The following is an 18,093-nucleotide window of genomic DNA, read 5'->3' on the forward strand; positions in this document are numbered from 1 at the left end:
TCCAATTGGACGCTTTATTCGTATTTTATCGCGTTTATGTCCAGTCAATGCCAGTTAACTGACAAGAAAGCTCCCAAAGCTCACGAGCTAGGTCTTCTCGCCTGGCGGCTCGGCTGGGTGTTTGAGGAGCGCAGTCTCTGTAATAACTCCCATTTGACAGGTCACTTATCGCAACGTCGGATAGAAACAGCAACGTGTCGATAGGTACATTAGTATCAGTACCGCTGCGTCGGTGAAATCTCCAAACCAAGCTGGAAATTCCTGGTTCGCTCTTTGAAGCTATGCCTGTATTGACCAAACCAGGATCAACGGCAAAAGCTTCAATGTCCTGGCAGCGGCGGTTCAGTTCAGACGTAAAGAGAATGTTACACAATTTCGATCGTTTATACGCTATCAGCCCGATGTATAGCCACGGGTTGCTGATCCTTTTTAAATTGATCGGTACGGTTTTGTGGGCATACGATGAGATCGTAATCACGCGACCGTGTGGTGCTCGCTTGATCCACGGTAATAACTGGTTTGTTAACACGAAAGCAGCAAGGTGGTTGACAGCAAAGGTCATTTCAATCTTTTTGTCATTAAAACGCTTATGTTCAAGATACAATCCTGCGTTATTGATCAGAACATCCAAATGTTCATAACCCCACTTAGCCAGCAGCACCTGAGCGCCTTCGGCTAGATTATGTACCTGCTGTTGATATCCCAGATCTGCCAGGAGGAATTCGATTTTTGCATCAGGCACGGTCTGCAATATATCATTTTTTGCCTGTTGAATGCGTGTTTCAGATCGACCCGCGCCGATCACCCAAGCCCCTTCTTGAGCAAACCTGGTTGCCGCAGCTAACCCAATCCCTGAAGTTGCCCCGGTAATCAGCACCGATTTTCCTGCCAAATTGAAATTTTTCTTCAACATCATCCTCATTATTTCAACTGCTGGTGGTTAACACCGAAGGATTATAGCACTGAAACCAGTAAATCATGTCAATGTTGGTAAAATTGGTTAAAAATTCCGGTTATAATGGGCATCAATGATGTCAAATTTGGTTTTTATTAAATTTTTCTGACTTTCAAACCCAAAGGACTGCCATGATTCCAAAAACCTTCAATTATGATCGATTGGTAAAAAGTGAAGACCTGAACCATCACAGCACATTATTTGCAGGTCGCTGTGCAGAGTGGTTTGTCGAAGCCGGCTTTATTGCGGTAGCCAGTTTGCTGCCAGCACATAATGTCGTTTGCTTGAAAATCCATGGTTTGTTATTTAAAGAACCGTTGAAATCTGGAGACATTGCCCGTTTTAAAAGCAAAATCGTTTTTGCAGGTCGGTCTTCACTCATTGTCTTTGTGAGTTTATCTGAAAGCAAGCAAGAGGATCCAATTTTGGAAGGTTTTATCACCTTCGTCTACATCGATGATGACGGCCGAGCACAACCTCATGGACTGACAATTGAACTGACTGATCCTGAGGATATTGCTCTTAGCCAACGTGCAGCAGCGTTGCGCTGAAACGCTCAGAACAAATCATAAATCCTCTCGAATTTCTGAAATCCTTAATGTTGGCGAATCCAACCGTTCGATTGGTTTTCCCATCAAATTATCACAATTATAAATGATGAATACTGATCGAAGATATGTCGCCTGATGAAGAAAAACTTGCAAGGTAAGATTTACATTTTACACATCAACCGGGATTTGTTTTGTAACTCTTTGTGATCACTGCAAGTTTGGAATAATAATTGTGCAGCGGTTGCAAGCATCTCGCAAATTAATCCTGTATGATCACAGTAAAAAACCCCTCAGGATGGTGCCTTTCTTTCACCGAAGATTTCTCTGGCTGCGATGTTTTTCTTTTGTATTGTTTGAAGTGAATATGACAAATATTAAAATCCCAAAACCAAAGAAAGTTAAAATGAGAAGCGTCGTAATGATGTGGAAGCTTCCAAAACGCTCAAATACTTGGCCCAATAACATTGGGATCAACATGGAGCCGAGACTGCTGCCTAAGAAAAACAAGCCGGTAATGCGACCGGTGATTCTCAAACGCGATTCTCCCAGTACCAGCAGGGTTGGGAAAACCGAGGACAAGGCCAGACCTAACCCAGCAGATCCAACCCATAGTGCCAGATTGTTGGATGGGAAGATGATAATCAAAATCAAAAAGATGATTGCCAGAAAGAAATTTCCCAACAGCAGATGGGCAGCTTTAATTTTTCTTGTCAACGGAACTGCAAGCAAGCGCCCCAGGGTATAAGCGCCCCAGAAAATTGAATTGATAAAAGAAGCCGCGGTTTCCGTGGTGATTTCTGTCTCGGAAACATAGGTGAATATCCAGCCCCCAAAACCGTTTTCAATGCCAACATAAACAAAGAATAGCATGATCATTCCAATAATCAAGCCAGAATTGGTGATGTGAGCAGAGTTTTTCTCGGTCTCTTCTATTTCCTGGTTTTTAGGGCTGGGAAGCAGCACAAAACCGAAGATGGTAGGAATGGTCAAAAACGCCAATGACCAGTAAGGCCATGTGAGTTGTCCACCAGACCATCTCATCACATAGTGCAAAATTATGGGAGAGAGAAATGCTCCTGCACCAAAGCAAAAGTGAAGCGCGTTCATGTAGGGGCCAACGCGCGACTGGTAGACCCACAACAAATTGGTGTTTCCTCCGACATCAAGGACACCCTGGCCAATTCCTAAAACAAAAAGGATGACCAGCAGGAGAGACAGTTGCGAAGTGAGCGGGATGAAAAAGAGCGCAATGATGGAAACAAGCACTGAAACGAGCATCATTGGATGCCCCTTAAATCGGTCAAGCAAATACCCGCCGCCAGCAGATCCAAGTAAATAACCTAAGCTCACGGCTGTGAACACAAAACTGACTTGCGATAAAGATACATTTACCTGTCTTGCAAGATAAGGCAGCATTGGACCAAGCGCTGCTGATGCCAACCCTAATACAATAAAAGCAGTACCATACGCGGCAAAATAATAAGATTTAGCGATTGTTTTTCCCTGGCTTGTATTCATCAGTCCCATTTTGTTTCGTGTCAACGAATTTAACCATGATGATTTTAAGTTCATGGCTTAACAATTTCGATGTCCAATCTTGTTTACATAAAAAATTATTGTGCACAGGCAGTAACCACCAGGTTTGGCGATTGGTTGATATCAAAAACATCACCCTGAAGATTACCAAAAAGCTTAATCTCGTCAAAACCCGCTTTTTCAAGCCAATAGACCAACTGCAGGTAAGAAAAAGGCCACAAACGGGTACTGACCACGTTCTGTTGGAAAATGCCTTGATTTTGGTCGTGCAGAATAACAATATGAAATGTGATCCGTCCATCAGGATCAAAGTCATAAAACCGCATAAAGATCCAAGTATGCTCATCCTCCCGGTAAGTTTCAGGCTCCATCCATCGGTTGTGTGTTTTCAGAATGCTGTCAAAGTTGCGGTTTTGGATAATGATTTTCCCACCGGGTCGCAATACCGACTTAAAATCCGCAAGTGCTGTCATCATCGCTGCCTCATCCAGAATATGGGGGAGCGAATTGCCCAAACAAATGATGCTGTCGAACTGCTGGTCGCCATAAGTCAGCGCCAACTCGCCAAAACCAGCCTGGTTGAAGGGGATTTCAAGGTGTGCTGCTTGCGCGTTCTCCCTTGCTGTCTTAACCATTTCCTCGCTGATGTCGGCACCTGAACCGGTGAAACCATGTTTCTGAAGTGCGATGATATGCTGTCCGGTTCCACAAGCGATGTCTAAAACGCTAACCGGAGTGTCAATATTTTTCTTAACCTGGGAAAGTTCGTTGATTAAGAACGGTAGTTCTAACGCCAATCGCCCCTCCCAGTTGACAAACCGGTCATAGTTTCCACTGAATTCATCGTAAATTTTTTCGTTGTCCATCTTGTTTTCCTGATAAATGCTTTTTTCCTTGATGGTGTTTGCCTGCTTGCTCAGTTATGGGCAAAGCCTCCCTCCGCCGCCAATATCGGTTGTAATAGCATCGTTTTGAAAGTCTTGAATGAAATCCCTGATATCTTCAATGGGAATGTCCCAGATAAAAGTTGTGTTATTTAGTGATGGGTCAAAAACTCGTCCGGGTACCATCATATTATTTGGAAAACGAATAAAAAGCAGGTTTTCGTGAGATAATTTTGGTAGCAGGGTCACCATTTGACCGATTTGCGCTGGCGATAAATCTGTTTGAATCTTTCCATGAAAAGCATTGACCAGGTCCGGCAATGCTGTAAGTACTTGAGGCTGCAAGGCTTTATTTTTAATTGCGCATAGGACCGCTGTTTGATTGTCGGTGCGCATGATTTCGGTGTCATTCAATCGAATCCGAGCAAAACGAAGTGCTTCTTCGCCCTTCATGTGATGTTGACCTTCTTCAAAAACCCATTCTAAATAATCGTCATTGCTGGTATCTACTCGCCCATCCCAGGTTCGGTGAAGGTAGATGTCAATTCCACCCAGAGCGTCCACAATCTCAATAAAAACATCCATATCGATGATGACATAATGGTCAACCGCCAGGCCATAATTGTGGGCAATGGTATGCGCTAATAACCCTGGTCCCCCGCCCTCGCCCTGGTACCGATTCATGGCTGGCGTGCCATAGGAATAGGCGGTGTTGAGTTTCCCATGGGTCAGAGTTTTATATTCCTTTTTTATGCCTGGCAACTCAACCCACAGGTCGCGCGGCAGGGTCAGCACAGTCACTCTGGGGGTTTCAAAGTCGATTCGCACAATTCGTATGGCATCGGCCAGGCCATATCGATAATTTGAGCCTGTGCTGGCAATACCAGCAACCAGTACGTACATCGGCTTTGGTTTATCTTCAACGGGCTCAGGCGACTCCGTCGGTTCAGGCGATGATACAGGCGTGGGATACGGTGTGGCAGCGGTTGTTGGTGTTTTTTCATTGCTCTGGACAGAAATAGTTGTCATTGTTGGCTCAATAGTGGGTGTAGGAAAGGTTAAAACCTCTCCTAATGGCTGATTCCACCAGTTCACCCAAACCCCACAGGCGGTTAACAATAAAACCAGCATCATCAATAGGGTGAGGTAAAGGACTTTCTTAGCCATTTTTGTGTTTAATACTCTATAGCCATATTAATGATTTGCAGCCCCACCAACATGATCGGGGCAATTGCGAATATGAGCAACCTTGCCTTTCTTATTGTAGTTCATCAGAAATTTTGTGCCTAACCCGGGTAAAAGATGCTCAAGCTAAGCCACGAATTTATTGCAAACATTCCACTGATAATGAATCTTGAGTGGTTTACTCCCCCACAAGCTATCACCTATGCAAGGTATAAGCAATTTGTGAAAGTATAACCTATACGAAGTCCCAGTATCATGGTGGTGATTCCGTGTTAGACGCGATTAAAGGTCGGTTCCCCCTTTAAGCCATTGCCAGTCAGAGGAAGCAAAACCAGGTCATCTTCGTGAATTTCAGCGATCAGTTCTTTCAATGCAGCGCACACCAGTGCGCTTGTTGGCTCAACATAAAAACCCAATTTTGCAAGTTTTCGCTGCCCTTCACTGATTGCGTGGTCCTGGATTGCCATTACTCTCCCGCGTGATTCACTGACCACGTGCAATAATCGTTTCCCACGAACAGGATTTGAGATATTCACTCCATCAGCAATGGTGCGTCCAGTTGGTGTAATAGCTTGCACAACATCAAAACCATCACGCCAGGCCAGATATAAAGGCGACACCTGGGCTGATTGCACTGCAACCATGCGTGGCAAGCGATTAATTAATCCCGCCTCGTAAAGCTTTGACCATCCCAACCAGGCCCCAATGAATTGTCCCCCCTGCGCAACAGGATACAGGATCCAATCCGGTGTTTTTCCTTCAAGCTGTTCCCAAACCTCAAACGCAACTGTCATTTGACCGGATAGGTAAGCAGGATGATAAGCGTGTGAGGCATAGGTGCCCCTCACACCCACGGCCGCATGGGCAGCTCGTTCCGTATCTTTTCTTGTTCCCGAGACCGTTTTTAAATCAACTCCGTAGATTGAAATTTGGTGTTGTTTGAATCTTGAAGCGTCTTCGGGAACATAAATTTCAGTATGGATGCCAAATTTGGCGCCGTGGGCAGCCAGAGATGCCCCTGCATTTCCGGAAGAGTCCTCAATCATCGAGCTGACACCCATGTGCACCAATTGGTTAACCATCGCATTGATGCCACGGTCTTTAAACGAACCTGTAGGTTGCAAATATTCGAGTTTTAGGTGAATTTTTTTACCAAAAAGCATTGCGGGAACCAGGGGCGTCCACCCAACGCCCATGGGGACGAATGGCGTAACGATATCCAATCCGAGCATTGACCCGTAGCGCCAGATAGAAAAATCCTGGCGTAGGATGTTTGCAGCATCGAAGGCGGGTAAAGCTGCTGGTTCCCAGGCGCCGCCACAGGATGGGCATCTCCACACGTCAAGCGTTAACGCAGTTGTATAACCGCAATCAAAGCAAAAAACTTGCATGAGGTTTTCTCACAATCACACTAAATGAACAATTTTTTTTGAAGAGATTTGCTCGTTGTTTTACAGTTCTATTCTACCAAAAATAACTTCCACTTCATAATGAAGGGTTTGCTTAATTTTCAGAAATTGTTAAAAATCGAACACTGAATTGTATTTCCATCTATCAAGAGAAAAAAAGAAAAAGCTTCTTGCAAAAAGACAAAATTTGAAGTCATAAGGATTTCTTAAATAACTGGCCAATTGCTACAAGAATTATCACCCCAATAGTCGTCGGCAGAGATTTGACTTGTGTCATGAAAATTTTCCGATTGGCGAGAAAATGGACGAAGCTTTCAATCAGAGAATGTGGAGCATGGGTTATTCCTTAAGCATTTGGAATAATTCAATATGTCATTTATAATTCATGAATGTGTCTATAAAGTTAATTGGAAAAAATTGTCTTTGGATCATTCCAATCCAACTCAATGATTTGACAGGTTAATTTGAAATAACGAAAGCGATGGAAACACATGTTAAAAGTTGCTGTGATCGGCGGTGGATCAACCTATACTCCTGAACTTTTCCAGGGTTTTTTACAACGCCAGGATGAGTTTACTCTTGACGAGTTATGGTTAATGGACACTGACAGGAAGCGGTTGAAAATCGTGGGCAATTTTGTAAAAAAGATTGCCAAAGCACATGGGGCACATTTTAAAATTGTCCTCAGTTCTAAACAACGATCAGCCATCAAAAACGCTGATTATGTTATCACCCAAATCCGGGTGGGAAAGATGGACGCTCGCAAGGGGGATGAATATTTAGGAAAACGACACGGTTTGATCGGCCAGGAAACCACCGGCGTGGGCGGAATGGCTTGCGCGCTGCGAACTGTTCCGGTCATTTTAGATATTGCACGTGACATGCAAAAGTATGCTCCCGAAGCCCTGCTGGTCAACTTCACCAACCCTGCAGGCCTGGTCACTGAAGCCCTTGCGCGCTATGCACCGGATATTCAATCGGTTGGCGTGTGCAATGTCGCTGTTAATGTCAAAATGGAGATCGTGAAATACCTTAATGAGCATTTAAACAGCTTGATAAAGCCTGATGAGGTGCGGGTTGATTGCTTGGGGTTGAACCATTTAACCTGGTTTTATGGTCTGAGAATTAACGGGCAAGATTATTGGCCGCAGGTCATACAAGCGATCATCAGAAAATTTTCCACTGAAGACGATCCCTTATTTGATATTCAGACTGTAAAAAGTTTAAATATGCTCCCTAACTATTATTTACAAAATTATTACTATACCGATAAACTGCTCAAAGCTCAGGAAAAGTGGCCACCCTCCAGGGCAGAAGAAGTTGCTGCAATTGAAGTTAACCTGATGAAACAATTCCAGGAAAAGGATCGGGTTGACCTTCCTGATGATATGATGAAGCGTGGCGGCGCGCATTATTCGACAGTCGCAACACAATTGTTGAATGCACACTTCAACGACCTTCACCAAAGCCAGGTATTGAACGTGCGGCACAATGGCGCGGTTATGGGTTGGAACAAAGACTGGGTCCTTGAGTTGCCCTGCGAGGTATCAGCCTCGGGGGTGAAACCATTTCCAACCAGACCGCTACCGCCTGTATGTGAAGGCCTGGTCTCTCAGGTTAAGGCTTATGAACTGCTGACGATTGAAGCTGCTATTAAGGGTGATTATGATGCCGCTTATCAAGCATTGCTCGCTCATCCATTGGGTCCATCGGCTGATCGGATTCAAGAGGTGCTGGATGATATGCTTGAAATCAATCGAGATTATCTACCTCAATTCTTTGGATAACAATCATGTTAAGGGAGGTGCAATTTGGATAACAAGCAAATGCAGCACGGCTATCTTTTAGGCGTGGATGTTGGATCCAGTAAAACCCATGCATTAATCACGGATTGTTCAGGAAAAACCCTGGGGTTTGGCGAGGCAGGCGGTGGAAACCACGATGTTGTTGGTGTAGATGGCTTTAAACACGCCATGCAAAGAGCTATCCAAAGCGCCATTCAAACGGCACGGATTCAATCTGAAGATGTTCTGGCATTGGGGCTGGGCATCTCGGGATATGACTGGCCATCCCAAGATGGGGTCATGGTTGAAGCCATTGAGGCTTTGGAGATTGGATGTCCGTATCAATATACCAACGATGTTCTTTTAGGGTTAATCGCAGGTTCATCCGAGGGCTGGGGTGTGGCGGTAGTCGCTGGAACCGGGAATAATGTTCGTGGGCGGAACCGAGCCGGGCAGGTGGGCCGCATTACTGGAAACAGCGTTTATTTTGGAGAAATTGGTGGCGGAAGTGAAATTGTATGGTTGACTCAAGTTGCTGTCACACATGCCTGGACGCAACGCAGCCCAAAGACTGCACTGACTCAGATGCTGATCTCATTCACAGAGGCTCCCAACGAATTTGAACTGATCCAAGGCATAGCTACTGGGTATTTCCATCTCCCGCCTTTCCTTGCTGAGGAAGTTTTTCGGATTGCGCAGGAAGGCGATCGGGTAGCGCTTGACATCATCAATACATCTGCCCGTGAATTGGCACTGAATGTAAATGCTGTCGTCCGCCAACTGGCACTGCACGATGAAAAATTTGATCTCGTTATGATTGGCAGCATCTTTCAATCCGGAGAAATCTATCTAAGTCCATTTCGTGAGACCGTATTGGCATTTGCTCCCCACGCAAATCTGGTTCACTTAACCGTGCCGCCTGTTGTTGGATCAGTTTTGCTGGCTGCTCAAACAATTGGAATCGAACCTGGAACGATCAAGGATACAGTTGTCAGCTCGATTAGCGATTATCCAATTGGCAATGATCAAGAATTCTGAAGTCGAAATACTGATCAATCCATAACATCTTTCAATTGACAATAATTAAAACAATGTTACGATAAACACTTGATAGCCATTTTTTAAAACAAGGAGTGAATAAATGCCTGATTTAGCATTACTGGGCGGTCAGCCTGTTCGAACAGAACCTTACCCACGGTGGCCAGTCTTTGATGACGCGGAGGTCCAATCCATCACCAAAACGGTGTTGTCAGGGCGCTGGGGCGGTTCGCCTTTCCCAGGGCCGAACACAGTTGAATTTTCAGAGAAATTCTCCGAGTTGATGGGCGGGGGAATTGCGTTACCCATGATTAATGGAACCATCACCATGGAGGTGGCATTACGTGCTGCTGGAATTGGCTGGGGGGATGAAGTCATTGTGCCGGCTTACACCTTCCAGGCTACAGCAGCCGCGCCCATGATGGCTGGTGCGATTCCGGTGATTGTCGATATCAGTGCGGATAATTACTGCATTGATCCTCAGGAAGTTGAACGAGCAATCACCCCAAAAACGAAAGCCATTATCCCAGTTCACATTGCTGCTCGAATGACTGACATGGATGCAATTATGGATATTGCAAAGGCGCACAATTTAATCGTCATCGAAGATGCTGCCCACTCCCATGGCGCTTGTTGGCGAGATAAGTGTTCCGGAACAATTGGCGATTTCGGCTCCTTCAGTTTACATTCTGCAAAAATCATCACAACAGGTGAAGGTGGTGTCCTGCTTTGCAAGGACAAAAATATGGCTGAACGGGTTGCCAGTCTTATTGATTGTGGACGCCCCAAAGATGCCAATAAACAAAATTTCACCATGGGTGAAAACTACCGCTGGTCAGAATTACACGCTGCCCTGGGCTTGGTAGCATTAGAACGTTTCCCATCGCAGATGGACCAACGGGAAGAAATGGCAGATTATTTGGAAGAATCTCTTAACGGCTTTCCCGGAATTCGCTTTTTAAAACGTGATCCCAGGCTTACCCGTCGCAGTCATTACCGCTATATCATCAAAATTGACCCGGAGCATTTTGGCTGCAACAATGCCACTTTCTGCTATGTGCTGATTGCAGAAGGTCTGCCTGTGGACACGGGTTATCCTCCCATGCATCGGTATAATCTTTTCCAACCTCAGCTTTCTAAGTTGCCCGTTCCCGCAGCATTCCCTGAATATTTCGATTTCGATGCAATGTCTTTTCCAGTCGCAGAAACTGCAGCTGAAAAAGAAGCGGTCTGGATGGGTGAAGCGATCTTCAGAGCTGGAAAGAAAGGTATCGATGACCTTGTGAACGGATTGCTAAAGCTGCAGCAGAACCGGGATAAATTACCGCAAATTGCCGTAGAATTCGCAGATAAAATTGATGCCTACAATCTGCCAATCCAGTTTCTTAAGAAAAAGGTTTAGCTTTATTACAGCGAGTTAATGGCGAAAAATTTATATTATCTACTGGTCAGCCTTACCAGCCCAGGGCGCATCCGTCCTTGCGAGGATCGCTCCCTGCTATAAGCACGCCGCTTTCAAAGTCCCTTTGAATCACCTGACCGCCACCAAATATCTGACGTTGTCGTCCGCTGACGGGTGAAATGCGGTGCCCCATATTTCTCAGGGCTGCCAGTGTGTCGAAATCAAATCCTTTTTCAATAAAAACTTCTCCACCGGGATCTTCAGCGCCCACACCGCCTCCGTCGTTGATGTTCAGGCAAAACCGAGGTGTATCCAAAGCTTGCTGGGGGTTGTGGCGTAAATCGACAAGATTGGATAGAACCTGGAGATGGCCTTGTGGCTGCATAAATCCACCCATAACACCGAAACTTGCCAGTAACTCCCCTTCTTTTGTGAGCATTCCTGGAATAATCGTGTGATATGGTCTTTTCCCTCCCAGCAATGCATTTGGATGGTGGGGGTCAAGCTCAAATAATGCGGCACGATTTTGCATCATCACACCTGTTCCCGGAACAACCAGTCCGGTGCCACCGCCAAAGTACAGGCTGTTGATCAGGGAACAGCCATTTCCTTCTCCGTCAATGACGCTGAGGTAAACCGTATCTCCACCCGAAGGCGTGATTTTTACAGGCAGATTTTTAATCGCCTGTTTTGCCCGGATTGAACCAACCTGCTTTTGCACATAGTCCTCTGAAAAGAGATTTTCGTAAGGAATGCCCACAAAATGGGGGTCAGCAACCCATCGCAACGCCTCAAGAAAGCCCAATCGCATGCACTCAATCAGTGTATGTATCCGTTCGACCTCGTTCATTGATGACAGGTTGAATTCATTGGCAATTTTCGTAGCCATAATCGCAGCTAACCCCTGGCCGTTAGGCGGGCATTCATACAGGCGAACATCTCGATAATCTGCGTGAATGGGTTCAATCCATTCTGCTTTAAAACCTGAAAAATCGGATGGTTCAAGCCAACCGCCATATAATTTGATGTGGTCGCAAGCTTTGTGAGCAAAATCGCCCTCGTAAATAAAATCTCGACCCTCAGAAGCAATTTGCATCATGGTTTCGCCCAGGCTGGTCAGTGTCATCATCTCGCCAACCCTGGGCGCTCGCCCATCAATCAAGAATTCGTTGCCACTGGGTTGTGCAGGGCCAGGATGCTGAAGGTGTTTGGGCTGGGCCGGATCATTGTTAATTCTCAACAATCGGTCAATCATCAGAGGCCATCCTGAACCAATCAGCTCGGTGACTGGAAAACCCTCTATGGCATACTTGATCGCTGGCGCTAATGTGTCAGCCAGCGACAGACGACCGAAACGTTGCAACAATGCGTCCCACGCGGCAACAGTCCCCGGTACACTGACTGCATGACCGGTAAAGTGGGGATGTCGTTCGTATCCAGAAGATTTTAATTCTTCAAGGTTTGCTGATTGGGCTGTAGGTCCACTGCCATTGAGCGCCGAGACTGTCTTGGTGGAAGCATCCCAGTATAAAACAAAACAATCACCGCCAATCCCGGTGGAAAATGGCTCTACGACAGCTAACATCGCTGCGATGGCCACAGCAGCATCGGCTGCTGTGCCGCCTGCGCGCAGAATATCCAAACCAGCCAAAGATGCCAGCGGTTGACTGGAGGCTACCATCCCATTATGCGCGATAATGTTGCTGCGTCTGGATCGAAATTCATAATCAAATTGCACTGGAAGCTCCTTAAACGTATAAAAATAGAATTCATTATCAAGGTGCACTGCACCCACCAGGGAAAGTTTACCATATCACAATAAATCTCCTGGCAAAAAGCTCAAATGATATAGCCCAAAAAACGAAATATCCATTGCCCAACATTATGAGCAATGGATATCTCCCTGATTTGATCAATGTCACGTTGGTGGTTTTTACTCTTTTTCTTTGCTTTTACCAATCATCTGGTTTATAGCGTCAAGGCGCCTTTCAAGAAAGCGCTTTTCCGCTTCAAGATCAGGATTTACGTCAATATATCGAGCATTGAACCAGCGGTACCCACGCCCACCACCGCGCCTTCCACGTCGGAAGAAAAACAAGCCGCGTTCGTCACCTTCAGCACATGGTCCAAGTCTGCGACCAAAAGGTCCACGTCCTTCAGGTCCAGTTCCATCAAATCCAGGCATTTTAAATACTCCTTTCACAAGATTTCAAATTTTCATTTCTAAGACTCTGATAAATCAAATAAATCTAACATCGCTTCTATCCGTTGGGCAGTGACTCTCAATGAAGTGGCGGCTTGTTCTAAAGCTAAACGCCCTTCTGAGGTGATGGTATACACTCGTTTGGGCGGGCCTTGAGTCGTATCTGCATCCCATTCAGATTGAACCAAACCGAGTTCCTCATAATCTCGCAAAATACGATAGATCATGCTCGGATTGATTTCCGTTAATCCGATTCCAGCAAGTTTTTCCAGTAAGCCGTACCCATGTAAACCATCCTGATCTAAAAAAATTAATAAGGCTGGTTCAACCAGGCGGATGTCCATTAATGAATAATCTCCCAACCAGCGTCGCCCTCTTCCAAGCCCTCGACCACGACCTCGCCCATTAAAACCGGCAAAATCATCACTTCCGTTCTCTTTAAACATTGCATGGATCCTTTCATCTATATACTAGTATACTATATACAAAATGTCAATAGTGTGGCATAATCATATCCAATTACAAAAGGAGAAAAACTATGATCATCATTATTACCAGTCAGAGTAAAGATTTAGAAAGCCAACCCAATCCGCAATTTGGACGCACGCCGTACTTCATCAAATATAATCTTGAGAGTGATGAATGGGAAGCCCTGGAAAACCCTGCACAAAAAGAACCTGGTGGAGCAGGTATCGCAGCAGCACAATTCGTGATTGATAACAATGCTAAGGCTGTTGTCAGCGGAAGGTTCGGGCCCAACGCCCACAATGTTCTTAGAACTGCTGGCGTTGAATTGTTAACTTTTGATGCGAATTGCGAATCGATCAAACAGGTTATAAAATTTTATAAAGAAGGATCCCTGACAAAAGGATAAAGCTAATGAAAATTGCCATCGCCAGCGGTAAGGGTGGGACTGGAAAAACAATGGTTGCCACCAGTTTAGCAGCATCACTAGCACCAAACTATCGAGTTCATCTTGTCGATTGTGATGTTGAAGCTCCAAATACGCATTTGTTTTTAAAACCAGAGGTTCATGCCTCATCTTCAGCAGTGGTGAACATACCCCAAATCGACCCTGACATCTGCAATTTATGCGGTGTTTGTGTTGAGGTGTGCCAGTTCCATGCCCTGGCGATGATTGCGGAACAAATCCTGGTTTTTCCGCAACTCTGTCACGGCTGTGGTAGCTGCACACTTGCCTGTCCAATGAAAGCAATTTCAGAGTTTCCAAAGGAGGTTGGTAAGCTTAACCAAGGAAAAACTGCTGCATGCATCAAGAACGATTTTGGCGTCATGACCATCAGTGAAGCCATGCCAACGCCCATCATTTATCAATTGAAAGCCTTGGAAAGTGGACCTTCCGATGTCACCCTGCTTGATGCTCCGCCAGGAGCCTCATGTGCGGTTGTGGCGACGATTTATGATGCTGATTATGTCTTGCTGGTCACTGAATCGACCCCCTTTGGTTTGCATGACCTCGAAAAAGCCCTCGGGATTGTCTCAAAAATAGGTTCGCCAGCAGGGGTAATCATTAATCGTGACGGGATTGGCGATGGTCAGGTTGAGGCATACCTTGCGCAAACACCCTATCCAATATTGATGAAAATCCCCTATCATGTGAAAATTGCCGAAGGCTTAGGATCAGGAAAGCTATTGGTGGATATCTTTCCGTCATTACGCGTTGATTTTCTCAATCTTTTTAAACAAATTTCAGAATCAATTTCTACTTGAAAAGGTGAACCATGTTGAATGAGACGAAACCGTTACGACAATTGGTGATCTTAAGTGGAAAAGGTGGCACTGGTAAAACCAGTGTCGCAGCTGGTTTAATGCACCTCTCAGCTTTATCAACCAACCCGTGTGTGTTCGCAGACGCAGATGTCGATGCCGCCAATCTGGCGTTGGTTACAGAGGCAGTTCCTCTGGAATCACATGCTTATTGGGGCAGCCAATCCGCAGAAATAAACGCCAAATTGTGTGATCGTTGCGATCTATGTTTCCAAATTTGTCGATTCAATGCGATTCACAAACCGGAAAATCCCCAACAGGATTACAGCGTAATTGACCTCTTATGTGAGGGCTGCGCAGCATGTGCATACATATGTCCTCAATCTGCCATAAACATGTCAAAACAACAGGATGGCGAATGGTTTCACTCTCGTACACCCTACGGTCATCTTTTTCATGCAGAATTGTTTCCAGGAGCAGAAAATACCGGCAAACTGGTTACAACGGTCAAACAATTTGCAAAATTGTATGCTGAAGACCACAACCTGAAGCTGATGATCATTGATGGCCCTCCTGGAATTGGTTGTCCTGTTATTTCAGCCAGTGGCGGCGCTGACCTGGCTCTGCTTGTGGCAGAACCTGGAGTATCTGGACTGCATGACCTCGAAAGAATCATCCAAACCCTCGATCATTTTAATGTCCCCAGGGTCGTCTGCATTAATAAAGCAGATATTTACCCCACGGGAACCACCGATATTGAAAAAATGATCGAATCACTGGGGTTGACTTCGGTTGGGATGATACCTTTCGACCCGGCAATATCTGAATCGATCATTCATGGTCAACCGATAACGAAATTCTCTCTCCAAAGCCCTGCAGCCCTGGCGATTAAAGACATTTGGAGCAAACTTGAAGCAATATTATTTACCCAGGATTCGAAATGATGTATGCTGTTGAGAAAATTAAAGATAATGTTATCGCCGCTTTAAAAGAGGTAATCGATCCTGAAACCGGTGTAGATGTCGTTCGGATGCGGCTTGTGCTTGATTTGCAAATCCACGAGGATGGGACTGCATCGTATATCTTCCGTCCATCATCGCCCTTATGCCCGATTGCTTTGACCTTGGTTATTTCAATCATTGAGGCGGTTAAAACTGTGGATGGTGTCATGGATCAGAAAGTTACCGTTGTTGACTATGTGGGTGCAGAGGAACTGAACAAAATTTTGCATTCTTTGCCGCTTTCAAAACCAAGGACCGCTGAGTAAATAACAAGCGTAGACCGAGGTTTTTGACAATTGGTTTGCTCTTCATTCAGCATAATTTGTGGAGGCAACCCATAAAATTGATATAATATCCAAAATAGTAGTAAGAGCATAAATTTTATGTTCATTCATAAACTAATAATTAAATACCACTTGCTTTTCTACCCTCTCTTGACCGTCCTTTGACGAATACCTTTCAAAAGGTTATAATAATTAAAGTTAATTTTGATTGCGCCAAACTAAAACTAAGGAGGACAAATGCCAGATATACCCGCAGGATGTGTCACACCATCTCAGGGTCCGGTTGCTTCTCAGGAACTGAAACCAACTACAAAAATTCAAAACCAGGAGGCAGTTATGGAAATAGCTCGCGTAGGAAAGCCCGCCCCCGATTTTGAGCTGACAGGCTTCATAGGGAACGGGTTTAAAAATTTTAAATTGTCTGATTACAAGGGTAAGTGGATCGTGATCTGCTTCTACCCCGGTGATTTCACCTTCGTCTGACCGACCGAACTAACAGCGGTCGCTGTTAAATATCCTGAACTTCAGGAATTGGGTGTTGAGGTACTTGCAATCAGTACCAACAGCCACTTCTCACACAAGATTTGGCAAGAAGTTGAACTTTCGAAAATGATTGAGGGCGGCGTTCCCTTCCCATTGTTAGCCGATGCAGGTGGACGCGTTGGTACCTTATATGGTGTTTATGATGAAGCCTCTGGTGTGGATATCCGTGGCAGGTTTATCATTGATCCCGATTTTGTCATCCGTGCTTCCGAAATTTTAACACCGGAAGTCGGTCGAAACGTCTCCGAATTGTTCCGCCAAGTTCAAGCTTTCCAACACGTGGTTGCAACAGGTGAGGTTACGCCCTCAGGCTGGCGTCCCGGGAAAAAGACCCTTAAACCCAGCCCCGATTTGGCTGGAAAAGTCTGGGAAGTGTGGAAACCGGAAGAAGCTTTCGAGTAACGACAAAATTTTTGGCGCAATTCAAGAAAGGCTCGGTAGATGTACCGGGCCTTTTTAATTCATTTATCGTCTCATTTTACATAGCATCAAAAATACTATGCGAAAACGCTGTTATTTAATTCAATGTTGATCTTCGCAAATCCACACTATCTCATCCAAAGCTAACTGGTATAGACTCTTAGCATTTGAGTGCCGGATTTTACCTTGAAACAAAACTCGCCCAAACTTGCAGGTAACAAGCAAAACGACACAGAGTCCATTATCTCACCATTGATTACAGCGCAACCCTGAAGTACCCCCCAAATTTCCAGGGTTGAGCCATTACATCGTCCTGAATATTCTGAAGTTTGTTTGAAGGAAAAACGCTCAACCGAAAAGTAAGGGTTATGACACAGGGATTCTTGCAAGTAATGGGAGTCCTTTTCGATGACTTCTGGCAGTGAAAGAGATTCATTGACCTGTTGAAAATTGATCACATCCAAAGCTTTATCAACATGCAGTGTCCTTGCTTTCCCCTGATCATCAGTTCGACCCCAGTCATATACGCGGTAGGTTGTATTCGAATTTTGTTGAATTTCAGCCAACAGCACCCCCTCAAGAATGGCATGCAATGTGCCGGGTGGCACGCAGATATGATCTCCGGTTTTTACAGGCAGAACGTTCAAATACGATTCCACCGAGCCAGTTTTAATCGCTTCGCGAAATTTCTCAGGATTGATTTCTTTTGAAAAGCCGTAAATTATCGCTGCCCCGGGTTTCGCATTTAATATGACCCACATCTCTGCTTTTCCCAATTCGTTTTGTCCTTCGTGCTCCTGTGCATACGAATCATCAGGATGCACCTGGATCGATAAACGTTCTTCAGCGTCCAACAACTTAACCATCAACGGGAAGATGCCTCTTTTCACAGCCCACACATTACGCGAGCCTACAAGGTCTTTTCCGAGTAAATTTAAAAGTTCTGGCAATTTTTTACCGGCAAATTGCCCGTTTCGAACCGTGGTCATTCCGTCGAAATGGCTTGAAATTTCCCAACTTTCCGCAACCTTTTGGTTGTCGGGTAACACGCGGCCAATATTTTCAAGGTTTTGACCTCCCCAAATATAATGTTTCAGTACTGGCTCAAAAAATAACGGGTAAAGCTCAGACATTTAACCTCGATAAACATTTATCATTAATTATTTTTCC

General features: G+C 45.1%; 18 protein-coding genes. 9 read left to right on the forward strand and 9 right to left on the reverse strand.

Features of this window, described 5'->3' with window-relative positions; genetic code table 11:
* Positions 1–34: 34 nt before the first annotated feature.
* Positions 35–913 (reverse strand): SDR family NAD(P)-dependent oxidoreductase, encoded by an 879-nt coding sequence (locus tag CFX1CAM_RS06540; protein ID WP_157891764.1) that lies wholly within the window; start codon positions 911–913, stop codon positions 35–37.
* 173 nt (positions 914–1,086) lie between these two features.
* Here CFX1CAM_RS06540 and CFX1CAM_RS06545 point away from each other — a divergent pair, with 173 nt between their 5' ends.
* Entirely contained in the window at positions 1,087–1,506 is a 420-nt protein-coding gene (locus tag CFX1CAM_RS06545) for an acyl-CoA thioesterase (protein ID WP_087862253.1), read from the forward strand.
* Positions 1,507–1,815: 309 nt separating this feature from the next.
* Here CFX1CAM_RS06545 and CFX1CAM_RS06550 read toward each other — a convergent pair whose 3' ends face one another.
* The 4 genes from CFX1CAM_RS06550 to CFX1CAM_RS06565 form a co-directional block, all read right to left on the reverse strand.
* Complete coding sequence (locus CFX1CAM_RS06550; protein WP_157891765.1) at positions 1,816–3,048, reverse strand: MFS transporter; 1,233 nt, start codon at positions 3,046–3,048, stop codon at positions 1,816–1,818.
* A gap of 71 nt (positions 3,049–3,119) precedes the next feature.
* Positions 3,120–3,908, reverse strand: coding sequence for a class I SAM-dependent methyltransferase (locus CFX1CAM_RS06555; RefSeq protein ID WP_087862255.1), 789 nt, complete (start codon positions 3,906–3,908; stop codon positions 3,120–3,122).
* 54 nt (positions 3,909–3,962) lie between these two features.
* A complete protein-coding gene (locus tag CFX1CAM_RS06560) occupies positions 3,963–5,093 on the reverse strand; it encodes an LCP family glycopolymer transferase (RefSeq protein ID WP_087862256.1) in 1,131 nt (376 codons plus the stop codon).
* Between the two features lie 290 nt (positions 5,094–5,383).
* The gene (locus CFX1CAM_RS06565) at positions 5,384–6,502 is read right to left on the reverse strand and encodes a threonine synthase (RefSeq protein WP_087862257.1); all 1,119 of its coding nucleotides are present in this window, start codon (positions 6,500–6,502) and stop codon (positions 5,384–5,386) included.
* 509 nt (positions 6,503–7,011) lie between these two features.
* On the opposite strand from CFX1CAM_RS06565, the gene CFX1CAM_RS06570 reads away from it, so the two are divergent.
* From CFX1CAM_RS06570 to CFX1CAM_RS06580, 3 genes are all read left to right on the forward strand, one after another.
* Positions 7,012–8,307: a 6-phospho-beta-glucosidase gene (locus CFX1CAM_RS06570; protein ID WP_087862258.1), complete on the forward strand. Its 1,296-nt coding sequence runs from the start codon at positions 7,012–7,014 to the stop codon at positions 8,305–8,307.
* Between the two features lie 24 nt (positions 8,308–8,331).
* Positions 8,332–9,342, forward strand: a complete 1,011-nt coding sequence (locus CFX1CAM_RS06575; protein ID WP_087862259.1) for an N-acetylglucosamine kinase — start codon at positions 8,332–8,334, stop codon at positions 9,340–9,342.
* 103 nt (positions 9,343–9,445) lie between these two features.
* Positions 9,446–10,744 carry a DegT/DnrJ/EryC1/StrS family aminotransferase gene (locus CFX1CAM_RS06580; protein ID WP_087862260.1) on the forward strand — a complete coding sequence of 433 codons (1,299 nt, stop codon included), beginning with the start codon at positions 9,446–9,448 and terminating at the stop codon, positions 10,742–10,744.
* A gap of 52 nt (positions 10,745–10,796) precedes the next feature.
* Here the strand turns inward: CFX1CAM_RS06580 and CFX1CAM_RS06585 are convergent, their stop codons facing one another.
* From CFX1CAM_RS06585 to CFX1CAM_RS06595, 3 genes are all read right to left on the reverse strand, one after another.
* A complete protein-coding gene (locus CFX1CAM_RS06585) occupies positions 10,797–12,482 on the reverse strand; it encodes a gamma-glutamyltransferase family protein (RefSeq protein WP_087863242.1) in 1,686 nt (561 codons plus the stop codon).
* Between the two features lie 195 nt (positions 12,483–12,677).
* The gene (locus CFX1CAM_RS06590) at positions 12,678–12,929 is read right to left on the reverse strand and encodes a DUF5320 domain-containing protein (RefSeq protein WP_087862261.1); all 252 of its coding nucleotides are present in this window, start codon (positions 12,927–12,929) and stop codon (positions 12,678–12,680) included.
* A 38-nt stretch (positions 12,930–12,967) separates the two neighbouring features.
* On the reverse strand, positions 12,968–13,393 hold the full coding sequence (locus tag CFX1CAM_RS06595) for a helix-turn-helix transcriptional regulator (RefSeq protein ID WP_087862262.1): 426 nt from the start codon (positions 13,391–13,393) through the stop codon (positions 12,968–12,970).
* 92 nt (positions 13,394–13,485) lie between these two features.
* On the opposite strand from CFX1CAM_RS06595, the gene CFX1CAM_RS06600 reads away from it, so the two are divergent.
* The 5 genes from CFX1CAM_RS06600 (at position 13,486) to prxU (ending at position 16,905) form a co-directional block, all read left to right on the forward strand.
* Complete coding sequence (locus tag CFX1CAM_RS06600) at positions 13,486–13,821, forward strand: NifB/NifX family molybdenum-iron cluster-binding protein (protein WP_087862263.1); 336 nt, start codon at positions 13,486–13,488, stop codon at positions 13,819–13,821.
* 5 nt (positions 13,822–13,826) lie between these two features.
* Positions 13,827–14,678: a nucleotide-binding protein gene (locus CFX1CAM_RS06605; protein WP_087862264.1), complete on the forward strand. Its 852-nt coding sequence runs from the start codon at positions 13,827–13,829 to the stop codon at positions 14,676–14,678.
* An 11-nt stretch (positions 14,679–14,689) separates the two neighbouring features.
* Positions 14,690–15,619 carry an ATP-binding protein gene (locus CFX1CAM_RS06610; RefSeq protein WP_087862265.1) on the forward strand — a complete coding sequence of 310 codons (930 nt, stop codon included), beginning with the start codon at positions 14,690–14,692 and terminating at the stop codon, positions 15,617–15,619.
* The gene (locus CFX1CAM_RS06615; protein ID WP_087862266.1) at positions 15,616–15,942 is read left to right on the forward strand and encodes a metal-sulfur cluster assembly factor; all 327 of its coding nucleotides are present in this window, start codon (positions 15,616–15,618) and stop codon (positions 15,940–15,942) included. The genes CFX1CAM_RS06610 and CFX1CAM_RS06615 overlap by 4 nt, the downstream gene beginning before the upstream one ends.
* 255 nt (positions 15,943–16,197) lie before the next feature.
* Positions 16,198–16,905, forward strand: a complete 708-nt coding sequence (prxU, locus tag CFX1CAM_RS11590; RefSeq protein WP_087862267.1) for a thioredoxin-dependent peroxiredoxin — start codon at positions 16,198–16,200, stop codon at positions 16,903–16,905.
* Positions 16,906–17,066: 161 nt separating this feature from the next.
* Here the strand turns inward: prxU and CFX1CAM_RS06625 are convergent, their stop codons facing one another.
* Complete coding sequence (locus CFX1CAM_RS06625) at positions 17,067–18,056, reverse strand: type I phosphomannose isomerase catalytic subunit (RefSeq protein WP_087862268.1); 990 nt, start codon at positions 18,054–18,056, stop codon at positions 17,067–17,069.
* Between the last annotated feature and the right edge of the window lie 37 nt (positions 18,057–18,093).

It is taken from the genome of Brevefilum fermentans, from assembly GCF_900184705.1.
GTDB classification, from domain to species: Bacteria; Chloroflexota; Anaerolineae; order Anaerolineales; family Anaerolineaceae; genus Brevifilum; species Brevifilum fermentans.

Bases quoted from the DNA above. Each gene is read 5' to 3' on its own strand.
- CFX1CAM_RS06540 (WP_157891764.1), bottom strand. From the start codon at position 913: ATGTTGAAGAAAAATTTCAATTTGGCAGGAAAATCGGTGCTGATTACC.
- CFX1CAM_RS06545 (WP_087862253.1), top strand. From the start codon at position 1,087: ATGATTCCAAAAACCTTCAATTATGATCGATTGGTAAAAAGTGAAGAC.
- CFX1CAM_RS06555 (WP_087862255.1), bottom strand. From the start codon at position 3,908: ATGGACAACGAAAAAATTTACGATGAATTCAGTGGAAACTATGACCGG.
- CFX1CAM_RS06560 (WP_087862256.1), bottom strand. From the start codon at position 5,093: ATGGCTAAGAAAGTCCTTTACCTCACCCTATTGATGATGCTGGTTTTA.
- CFX1CAM_RS06565 (WP_087862257.1), bottom strand. From the start codon at position 6,502: ATGCAAGTTTTTTGCTTTGATTGCGGTTATACAACTGCGTTAACGCTT.
- CFX1CAM_RS06570 (WP_087862258.1), top strand. From the start codon at position 7,012: ATGTTAAAAGTTGCTGTGATCGGCGGTGGATCAACCTATACTCCTGAA.
- CFX1CAM_RS06580 (WP_087862260.1), top strand. From the start codon at position 9,446: ATGCCTGATTTAGCATTACTGGGCGGTCAGCCTGTTCGAACAGAACCT.
- CFX1CAM_RS06590 (WP_087862261.1), bottom strand. From the start codon at position 12,929: ATGCCTGGATTTGATGGAACTGGACCTGAAGGACGTGGACCTTTTGGT.
- CFX1CAM_RS06595 (WP_087862262.1), bottom strand. From the start codon at position 13,393: ATGTTTAAAGAGAACGGAAGTGATGATTTTGCCGGTTTTAATGGGCGA.
- CFX1CAM_RS06600 (WP_087862263.1), top strand. From the start codon at position 13,486: ATGATCATCATTATTACCAGTCAGAGTAAAGATTTAGAAAGCCAACCC.
- CFX1CAM_RS06605 (WP_087862264.1), top strand. From the start codon at position 13,827: ATGAAAATTGCCATCGCCAGCGGTAAGGGTGGGACTGGAAAAACAATG.
- CFX1CAM_RS06610 (WP_087862265.1), top strand. From the start codon at position 14,690: ATGTTGAATGAGACGAAACCGTTACGACAATTGGTGATCTTAAGTGGA.
- CFX1CAM_RS06615 (WP_087862266.1), top strand. From the start codon at position 15,616: ATGATGTATGCTGTTGAGAAAATTAAAGATAATGTTATCGCCGCTTTA.
- CFX1CAM_RS06625 (WP_087862268.1), bottom strand. From the start codon at position 18,056: ATGTCTGAGCTTTACCCGTTATTTTTTGAGCCAGTACTGAAACATTAT.